6 protein-coding genes and 1 tRNA gene are annotated in these 7,455 nt (G+C 39.7%); all 7 read left to right on the top strand.

Translation table 11 applies throughout. The features are described from left to right. The first annotated feature begins 259 nt into the window (after positions 1–259). The 7 genes from R2I50_RS06135 (at position 260) to R2I50_RS06105 (ending at position 7,360) form a co-directional block, all read left to right on the top strand. Positions 260–342 (top strand) — tRNA-Leu (locus R2I50_RS06135). 737 nt (positions 343–1,079) lie between these two features. Continuing rightward, entirely contained in the window at positions 1,080–1,919 is an 840-nt protein-coding gene (locus R2I50_RS06130; RefSeq protein ID WP_316608278.1) for an EcoRV family type II restriction endonuclease, read from the top strand. Beyond that, positions 1,916–2,824: a Dam family site-specific DNA-(adenine-N6)-methyltransferase gene (locus tag R2I50_RS06125; protein WP_316608277.1), complete on the top strand. Its 909-nt coding sequence runs from the start codon at positions 1,916–1,918 to the stop codon at positions 2,822–2,824. The genes R2I50_RS06130 and R2I50_RS06125 overlap by 4 nt, the downstream gene beginning before the upstream one ends. Positions 2,825–3,024: 200 nt before the next feature. Continuing rightward, a complete protein-coding gene (locus R2I50_RS06120) occupies positions 3,025–4,575 on the top strand; it encodes an NAD(P)/FAD-dependent oxidoreductase (RefSeq protein ID WP_316608276.1) in 1,551 nt (516 codons plus the stop codon). 415 nt (positions 4,576–4,990) lie between these two features. After that, the gene (locus R2I50_RS06115) at positions 4,991–5,179 is read left to right on the top strand and encodes a hypothetical protein (RefSeq protein ID WP_316608275.1); all 189 of its coding nucleotides are present in this window, start codon (positions 4,991–4,993) and stop codon (positions 5,177–5,179) included. Between the two features lie 549 nt (positions 5,180–5,728). Further along, positions 5,729–6,823 (top strand): GGDEF domain-containing protein, encoded by a 1,095-nt coding sequence (locus tag R2I50_RS06110; RefSeq protein WP_316608274.1) that lies wholly within the window; start codon positions 5,729–5,731, stop codon positions 6,821–6,823. A gap of 96 nt (positions 6,824–6,919) precedes the next feature. Continuing rightward, positions 6,920–7,360: a DUF5684 domain-containing protein gene (locus tag R2I50_RS06105; RefSeq protein WP_316608273.1), complete on the top strand. Its 441-nt coding sequence runs from the start codon at positions 6,920–6,922 to the stop codon at positions 7,358–7,360. Positions 7,361–7,455 lie beyond the last annotated feature (95 nt).

The following is a 7,455-nucleotide window of genomic DNA, read 5'->3' as shown; positions in this document are numbered from 1 at the left end:
GAGTTTTCCTCGCTCGTCGCTACGCTCCTCCCTCAGAAAACTCGAGGCAATCTACTACAGACTTAAGAATTGTTGCAACTTGCTATTGCAATTTGCGGATATTATCTATCATTGACTTTTTACGAATAATTGCGTATAATAAAAAGGTATCAAAGATTTGGCACAATTGGCAGACGCGCCGGGTTTAGGTAACGTCACCTCGGTGTAACAATTAAATATGAGATAAATATCGGGTTTTGCGACCTGTTTTTATAGAAAAGCGCTTGTGGTGGAATTGGCAGACACGCTGGATTTAGGTTCCAGTCCGCGAGGGTGCAGGTTCAAGTCCTGTCAGGCGCACCAGTATGAGTGTTCATAACGGATTTTCGTTATGGACACTCATTCTTTTATTCAATTTTATCCGATTTGTATGTAGTGAGCAGGTTGTTTGTCCTGCTCACCATTGTTTGTTGACTGTTACGTTGGGTTTTACGAAAACTATTCCGAATACACTACAGAGTTTAAAATGTGGCGTCGATATGAAACTGAAAGACAAGATAATAGAAATACCGGCACAGATAACGTAGTGCGAAAACAAGGGAGTTCGCCACAAGGACATTGCACGCCCTCTGTCTGCCCATGTTGTGCGCTATTTCAGCTTTTTGTAAGAGATAACCCGCGTAGACACGTTAGAGGCGTACAAAAAAAGGACTTGTCCCTGTATTGCAGCTGCCTCTGCAAAGCTGAAACGATATAATTAACGAAAATTACTATCACATTTACAGGATTCATTATTGAATTTTTTTGCGAGGTATGCTATAATGCACTATGCTTTTTATGGCTATTTTAGCGGAGAGAAAACGCATGACGTACAGCTATAACCGCTTATGGGAATTGTTGATAGGCAAGTGTATGACGAAAACGCAAATACGCAAGTCAGCGGGTATAAGTATGAACATACTTACTAAAATGAGAAAAACGAACCTATGGCAATGAACACGTTAGAAAAAATCGCAACTGACTTTGAATACGGGTTTGACAATATTGTAGAGATATAAGAAAAGTCAAGCCATATTAACTCAAGAAAGAGGTAATTACACGTGAAAAACGAAGCAGAAAAAGCAGTGTTTGGCGCTCAATTAAAAGACTTTGCCTCCACTTTGAGGAATTTTATTGCTACGGGCGATGAATGGACTATCAGAGGATTTATTGATATATTTAAAAATATCTACACTATTTCCTCTGATACTAAAATCGTTTCAAAAGTCCTTGAACTTCATTTGTTCCCACACTTTTTGACTTTTGCCCAAAAAATTGGTTATGACATCGAACTTGCTAAATACCAAAATTGGTATCCTGACTTGACGTTTATTTCAAAGAGTAATCCGCAAATCAAGTTTGCTGTAGACCTAAAAACGACTTACAGAGATGAAGAATATCCTGGTTTCTGTAATGGCTTTACTTTAGGTTCGCACGGAGAATATTTTGTTAGTCGAACAAGCACGAAAAATATACAATATCCTTATGATGAATATAGCGGGCATTTTTGTTTAGGAATTATATATTCACGTGCAGTACTTGACAAAAACGAGGAAATGCACATCTATTCTATAGATGAGATTTCAACAATACCATCTGTTATAAAGAATTTTCTGTTTTTTGCCGAAGAAAAATGGAAGATTGCAAGCGACATAGGGGGTAGTGGAAACACTGCAAATATAGGCAGTATTCAAAAGATTGACGACATACTAAACGGTAACGGAGTTTTCGCCAAGGCGGGAGAGGAACTGTTTGATGATTATTGGGCTAATTTCGGAAAAATCGAAATTCTTAGGAATGGAAAGCGTAAAAAACTTTCATCGTTTGATGAATATTTACAATACCGTAGTTTGCCTGCTGAACTGAATAACCCCAAAGCACCAAAGAGGAAAGCAAAATGAATGAAAAAGTATATGTACCACCCATAAAAATACAGGGAATAAAAACAAAACTTGTTCCCTTAATCAGAAAAAGCGTTATTATGCAGCCGAACTCTGTTTGGATAGAACCGTTTATGGGTTCGGGCGTTGTCGGCTTTAACATTGAACCACATCAAGCTGTTTTTGCAGATACAAACCCGCACATTATAGAGTTCTATAATCAAATAAAGTCTGGAATTATAACGTCCTATGTTGTACGCGATTTTTTAGAGAGAGAAGGAAAACTGTTAGAGGAAGGGGACGATGATTACTATTATACCGTACGTAAAAGATTTAACAATGAGCACAACCCACTTGATTTTTTGTTCTTAAATCGTGCTTGCTTTAATGGAATGATACGGTTTAATAAGGATTACAATTTTAATGTTCCTTATGGTCATAAACCGCGGCGCTTTGCAAAAGCTTATGTGACAAAAATTGTAAACCAAGTCGCGCACGTTGAAAGTTTATTGAAAACACATTCCTGGGAGTTTTTTTGTCAACCTTTTGAAACAACTATTGCTATGGCTGGTATGAATGATTTTATTTATTGTGACCCACCATATATAGGTCGCCATGTAGATTACTATGATAGTTGGGACGAACAATCAGAGCTTGCCTTGCACAAAGCCTTAGTTGATAGTAATGCAAAATATATGCTGTCAACATGGGATCATAACGATTATAGGAGAAATGAGTATATTGCGACAGTATGGAATGACTGCCAAAAAATAACGCGTGAACATTTCTATCATGTTGGAGCAAAAGAAATAAACAGAAATCCAGTTATAGAAGCCCTGCTAACTAATTATACAGTTACCGGAAAGCAAAACACGCTGCTTAATGAAAGCGAGCAATTATCTTTATTCAGTATGATGACCGTATGACGGTATTGTCCATTATCTGTCTGTAGATTTAAGAGATAAATAAGCGACAAACGAGCATAGAGAAACGGCTAAAGCCTTGATTAGTAAGAGGGGTTTAGCCGTTTTTACTGTTTTCTTTTTTCGGGTTGCGTAACTTTGCTTGTTTTTCTGTATAGAAAAGATGATGAAAGGAGTTCGGACAAAAACGTCCGATTATCAAAATGAAAAAAGTATTAATAATCGGAGCAGGTCCCGCAGGCTTAACTGCGGCTTATGAGCTCCTTGATAAATCGAATGATTATGAGGTAATCGTTTTTGAAGAAAGCGATTGTTTCGGCGGTATATCCCGTACTGTAAATTATAAAGGCAACCGTATGGATATGGGAGGTCATCGTTTTTTCTCTAAAGTTCCCGAAGTGAATGAATGGTGGGAGAAAATGTTGCCTACTCAGGGAGCGATGCCGTATGATGACGTTGTACTCGAAAGAACATCAACAACTGTTACCGGCGGTCCTGATCCTGAAAAAAATGACAGGGTTATGTTGAGGAGAAACAGACTCTCAAGAATCCTCTTCAATTCTAAATTCTTTGATTATCCTGTTTCGCTCAAGTTTGAAACGATAAAAAATATGGGCTTCGGTACAACTATCGTTGTAGGCTTTAGCTATCTTAAAACCGTGTTTCATAAGCGTGAGGAAAAATCTTTAGAGGATTTCTACATCAATCGCTTTGGCAAGAAACTGTACTCAATGTTCTTTGAAAACTATACAGAAAATCTTTGGGGCAGACATCCGAGCGAGATTTCTCCTGAGTGGGGAGCTCAGCGCGTTAAAGGTCTATCAATTAAAGCGGTGTTAAAAGATATATTCGGCAAAATCTTCAATAAAAAGGATCGTAAGGTTGAAACTTCGCTGATTGAGGAATTTGCGTACCCGAAGCTTGGACCCGGTCAATTGTGGGATTTGACTGCCGCTGATTTTGAAAAAATGGGCGGAACTATTATCAAAAACGCTAAGGTTGTCAATATATTAAAAGGCAGCGACAATGTTGTAACAGGTCTTGTGTACGAGAAGGATGGACAACGAATCACTGTTAATGGCGACTACGTCATTTCTTCGATGCCGGTTAAGGATTTGGTAGTAGGAATGAACGATGTTCCCGATAAGTACAGAAAAATTGCTGAGGGACTTCCGTATCGTGATTATATGACGGTTGGTGTATTGATTCCGCACCTCAATCTGAAAAATGAAACTAAAACGAAAACAATCGGTAATATAGTACCTGACAATTGGGTATATGTTCACGACAGAAATGTTAAAATGGGACGTTTCCAAATTTATAATAACTGGTCGCCGTATATGGTTAAAGATATTGAACACAGTATTTGGATCGGTCTTGAATATTTCTGCAATGAAGGCGACGAAATGTGGTCTATGAGTGACAATGATTTCGCTAAAATGGCTATCAAAGAAATGGTCGCAATGGGATTAATCAGCAACGAAAACGAAGTGCTTGATTCGCACGTTGAGCGTGTTAAAAAAGCATATCCAGCTTACTTTGATACATATGACCAAATGGATGATTTGAGAAACTATCTCGATACAATTCCAAACTTGTTTTGTGTCGGAAGAAACGGACAGCATCGTTATAATAATATTGACCATAGTATGTGCACTTCATTTGAAACAGTAAAGAATATTCTTTCAGGAGAAACAAACAAGGATAATATTTGGAATGTTAATACCGAAAAAGAATATCACGAAGAAAAGTAGGACAGATAAGAATGAAAGAGTTTTTGAATTACTGATCTTGCACATAATAACAATAGCGCTGAGAGTGTCCTCTGATAGCTGTTCATTCTGTAAAAGCTCACTGGCTTTAAGAGTATATTTCTCTGGACTTTTGGAACGGGCTGTAGTATGTTGCTGTGCTTGTAAGAGACGTGATACATATGATCGTATTAGAAATTGTATCCCTATTATATGGTATCTCTTCCTGAAAAGAAAAGCATTCCAATTTAGATCTAAATCGAGAGGTGATATGATTTGTTAGCATTTGTAAGTAAATGCTAGCGTTGGGTAACTAACTGTAGTTTATCACAGAATGAATATTCAAGAAGATATTGAGTTTTTGAGTTGGCTGTGTTATAATTGAGTTAGCAACAGCTAACTGTATGAGGCGATACACATGAAGAACGAGAAAGATCATCTGCCGATCTACGGACCGGGTCCGGTATTCGGAGGCGTTGTGATCGCGCTGACGGTCGCGGCGATGTTTTGCAGAAACCTGCCTGTGTTTCAATGCGGAAACATAGCGGCTTTGAGAATTCCGCTGATCGTGATCGGAATCCTATTGATCCTCTTTGCCGTTGCATAGGGGTGCTGATGATCGGAGGGAATGTGCTGTTCCTGATCCTGCCGTTCCTCTACCGGGCGTTTCTGACCGTTCGCATCTGCTCGTCAATAATAACGCTGTAGCGTTCTGGAAACGATTCATAAAATGAAAAGAACAAAAGACGATTCCCTTAACGAAATAAGAAAACTGAATAGGACGAAAAAACCGCTGTCTTGAAAGGGCGATGTCCTTAGCGGAAAACAAAACAGAATAGGATACAGAAAAGCTGTCTGTTCTTGAATAGAAGCATCAATCCGCCTCATAGAGCTGTTAGACTTCTTTGCTCTTGCGCTAAATTTATAAATTCACGGTATTAACTCTTGATTTTTTGTACACATTAATGTATAATATTATAAATATATATTGTTTACGACATCTGCAGCGCATCTCAGGTTGATCGTTATATTCGTCTATCCACCCCAAATCGGATTCTTGAATCCGTCATATACGGGAGATTGCATATGCTTAATTATTATACAACGATCATTCTGCTGTCTTTAGCGGCTCTTTTGGTTTTATGCGTTTTAGTACATGAAAACGACAGGCTCAAAAAAGCCGCAAAAGAGCGTCTTTTATCTTACCTACCTATTGATCGCGCTCGCTTCTGTCGCAGAATGGGCAGGGATACAGCTCAGCGGCAACCAAAGTTTTCCTTCCTGGATTATTTTGGTCATTAAGTGTATCGACTATACACTTACGCCTATTGTCAGCATCGCCCTGATCAAACAAATGGGCATCAAAAATCAATGGTACAAGGTGCTGAACGGTATTCTAGTCGGAAACACCGTGTTTCAAATACTCTCCTGCTTCTTCGGTTGGATGACAAGGATCGACAAAAACAATGTCTACTCACACGGTCCGCTGTACTTCATCTATATGATCGTCTACCTTTTTGTTATCATGATCGTAATTATTGAATTTATGATTTATGGTAATAGTTTTTCAAAGCAGAATCGTTACTCTTTATATGCGATCATTGGACTGGTTTTGACCGGTATCATTCTTCAGGAAGGTTTCGGAGGACAGATTCGTACTGCATATCTTTCCGTAACTTTCGGCGCCATCCTAATGTACATACACTACTCTGAATATTCACAGATAGACGCCGAATCCCGCTTGAATGAACAGCAGCAGCTACTGCTCAGTGATTCGATGACGGGTCTGCTCAGCCGCTACGCCTACTCCAAAACGTTGAAATACCACGAAGGAGAAAAGCTTCCGGATGATTTTGCCGCTTTCTCTATCGATATAAACGGACTGAAAATAGCTAACGACACGCTCGGACATGCTGCGGGAGACGAGTTGATCTGCGGCGCCGCCGAATGTATCGACAAGGTCTTCAGCCCAATCGGCAACTGTTTTCGTACGGGCGGCGACGAGTTCATCGTGCTGGCTCATTCCGACCGCAAGCACGCCGATGAGCTGCTCAGTCAGCTATCGAAAGCTACGTCGTCGTGGAGCGGAAGCATGATTAAGAAGCTGAGCGTTTCCGCCGGTTACGCCTTAGCCTGCGATTACGGAGATATCTCTCTCGAGAAGTTGATTATTCATGCCGACGAAGTTATGTATGATGAAAAAAACCGTTATTATCGGAAAGCGGAAAACGACAGGAGAACTTCCTCTTGAAATCTAAATACAGAGAACAACGCCGATCGATTCAATTGAACATTTACCTTTCTTCTTTCATATAATACAGCTACACCATTGTTTAAGGACTTAGCCATGGAATCAGACCTTAAAATATACCTCGTTACAGCGTTCATCATCCTACCGGTTTATTTGATCCTGATCGTTTCCGAATGGAAGATTCTGGAAAAAGCAGGTGAAAAGGGTTGGAAATCACTCATCCCCTTCTATAACCTCTTCATCTCGCATCATATTGTCGGAATGGCTCATATCTGGTTTATCCTTGAAGTCATTTTCTGGTTTGTTGAACTGATTCTGGAGCTGATCCCCGCTGTTCCCGACATGGTCGAGCTCTCATGCGGACTGGTAATCGGATTATTTACCATCATCTCAGAGGTGATTCATATCAATCGCCTATGCAATTGCTTCAAAAAACCTACCTTATTCAAGATCGGGATGATAATACTCCCCGAGTTATTCATGCCTATTATTGCTTTCGGCAACTCCGTCTATACGCCGCCTGAACATCAGCACTAAACTGTTCATCACGCCCGACAGCATTGTTTGTTCACGCTGTTATTCTTACGCATTACCAAATTCGACATACATCTGCTTATTTCAAATAGGAAGCC

Source organism: uncultured Ruminococcus sp. (assembly GCA_902785355.1).
Lineage (GTDB): Bacteria > Bacillota > Clostridia > Oscillospirales > Acutalibacteraceae > Ruminococcoides.
This window is presented reverse-complemented; position numbering and strand designations above follow the sequence as displayed.